General features: G+C 71.2%; 2 protein-coding genes. Both read left to right on the top strand.

The genetic code is table 11. The features are described from left to right. The coding region (locus AC13HU_RS35405; RefSeq protein ID WP_483046103.1) for a hypothetical protein at positions 1-1,473 on the top strand (1,473 nt) is incomplete at its 5' end. A 154-nt stretch (positions 1,474-1,627) separates the two neighbouring features. Then, the coding region (locus tag AC13HU_RS35400) for a lactonase family protein (protein ID WP_483046102.1) at positions 1,628-2,620 on the top strand (993 nt) is incomplete at its 3' end.

The following is a 2,620-nucleotide window of genomic DNA, read 5'->3' as shown; positions in this document are numbered from 1 at the left end:
GGGCTGCTCAACCTCAGCGGCCTCGGCCTCGGTTACGCGTTCATGCGCCGCTGGCTCGGCCTCGCGATCTGCCTGATCGCCACCGGCGCGCTGGTGGTGATCGCGCTGCCCGCCAAGCCGGACGGCGTCTCCGGCGGTCTCCTCGCCGGCTATCTGGCCTTCCTGGTGCTGGCCGCCGCACACGGCGCGTGGCGCGGCCTGCGCACCCGCCTGTCGTGGCCGCCGCTCGCACCGGTCGCCGTCGTCGTCGGCCTGGTACTGCTGGCCGTGCCGGCCGGCGGCGTGGTCCTCTACGACAACGCGCGTGACAGCGCGACGCAGAAGATGCTGCTGGACCGCCTCGCCGCCGCCGACAGCAAGGTGACCGCCGCCAAGGGCAAGGACTTCCCGTCCGCCCAGCCCGAGTTCAAGTCGGCCCTGGCCTCCTACCGCGACCTCAAGAAACACCACTCCGGCTCCAAGGCCGCCAAGTTGGTGCCCGACCGCATGCAGACGTTCTACAAGACGGTCGCCGCGCCGTACGACCAGCAGCAGTACTGCGACGCCATACCCCCGCTGAAGTACCTGCGCAACGTGCCGGATACGTTCGGCAAGGACGGCCTCGGCTCGCTGGACACCTGGCCCGACGACCGGCTGGCGACGTCGCTGTACGAGTGCGGGGCGACCGACCTGGCGAGCACCGACCAGTCCACCGCGTCCGGCGGCGACGAGAACGACCTCGGCGAACTGCTCACCACCTTCCCGCAGTCGCCGCAGGCCGCGAAGGTGGAGCCGGCGGTCAGCTCCACCATCGACAAGGCGGCCACGGCGATCGGCGGCAGCGACCCCTGCGGCGCCACCCAGAAGGTGACCGGCCTCGGTTCCTTCGCCTCCACCCTGTCCGGCAAGGCGCAGGGCAGCGCCGCGGCCGCCCTGGCCAAGGACGCCTCACGCGCCAACGGCCATGTGGAGTCGGGTACTTATTCGTGCGGCGTGCACCAGTACAAGTCCGGTGACTTCGACACGGCGCTCACCACGATGAACGACTTCACCAGCACTTACCCGCACGACAAGAACAAGGCGCTGGCCCACAAGTTCGCCATCGCCGCGGAGATCGCCAAGGAGGAGTCCGCGGCGGGCAAGCACGTGCCGACGATGGCCTCCGGCGGCAGCATCAAGCTGATCGTCAGCAACGACAGCCCGGACCCGGTGGAGATCCTCTACACCGGCAAGGTCACCGGCAGCTTCACCCTCAAGGCGTGCGGGAGTTGCCACGAGTACTCCAGCGAGATCAGCGCGCAGGGCAGCGCCTGCCAGGCCAGCGGCAAGCACTACCCGAAGCGGACCATCTACCTCCCGACCGGCACCATCTACTTCCTGCACAAGCCGTCGGGCGATTCGTCCGCCAGCTCCCACGCGGACTCCGAGACGCTGCGTTCGGGCAGTTACTACACGGACTGTGCCTACACCGTGACGTCCTACGGCGGTTTCTGACCGCCCGCGGAACGGAAAACGGACCCCCGGGGCGGCCGCCACCGCCGCACCGGGGGTCCGTTGTGCCCCCACCGGGTGACCCGGGGGCGACGCCGCACGCCGCAGGTACTACTCTCAGCCGCCGTACAGGTGTCAGTCGGAAGAGGTACGGCAAGTGGCCGGACATGCATACATCGGGTCGTTCACGTCGGCGGGCGGGCACGGGATCACCGCCGCCGAGGTCGACCCGGGCACGGGCGCGCTGACCGCGCTCGGCCACACCGCCGAGGTGCGGAACCCGTCCTTCCTCACCGCATCCGCCGACGGGGGCACCCTCTACGCGGTCGGCGAGACCGATCCGGACGGCATGGCCGCCGCGTTCTCGCTGGCCGACCCGACCGCCCCCAAGCTGCTCGGCACCCCCGTCCCGGTCCGTGGCGGCGCCCCCACGCACCTGGCGCTGCACCGCGGCCACCTGCTGACCGCCAACTACTCGGCGCCCGGCAGCGTCAGCGTGCTGGCCGTCGAGGACGGCGGCGCGCTCGGCGCGGTCCGGTGCGTGCTGGAGCACGAAGGCGACGGACCCGACCAGCAGCGCCAGGAGGCCCCGCACGCGCACGCGGTGCTGCCCGACCCCAGCGGCCGCTGGCTGCTGAGCGTGGACCTCGGCACGGATTCGGTACGGGTCTGCGAACTGGAAGCGGTCTCCGGCGAGTTGGAGGTCGAGCGCGAACTCGGCCTGCGCTCCGGCATCGGCCCGCGCCACCTCACCTTCCACCCCGCCGGCGGCCACGCCTACGTGATGAACGAGCTGGACTCGGTCGTCACCGTCTGCCGTTGGGACGCCGACAAGGGCAGCCTCCGGCCGCTCGCCGAGGTACGGGTGCTGCCCGACGGGGCCAAGAGCGAGAACTACCCCTCGGAGCTGGTCGTCTCGCCCGACGGCCGGTTCGCCTGGGCCGCCAACCGCGGCCACGACAGCATCGCGGTGCTCGCCATCGACGAGACCGGCGAGCAACTCGAACTCCTCGACACCGTCAGCTGCGGCGGCGCCTGGCCGCGCCACCTCACCCTCGACCCGTCCGGCACCCGCCTGTACGCCGCCAACGAGCACTCCGGCGACGTGAGCTGGTTCGAGGTCGACCCGGCCACCGGTATCCCCAAGCAG

The organism is Streptomyces sp. NH27, assembly GCF_056859195.1.
The sequence above is the reverse complement of the archived record's forward strand: the minus strand, read 5'-3'. Positions and strand labels throughout refer to the sequence as shown.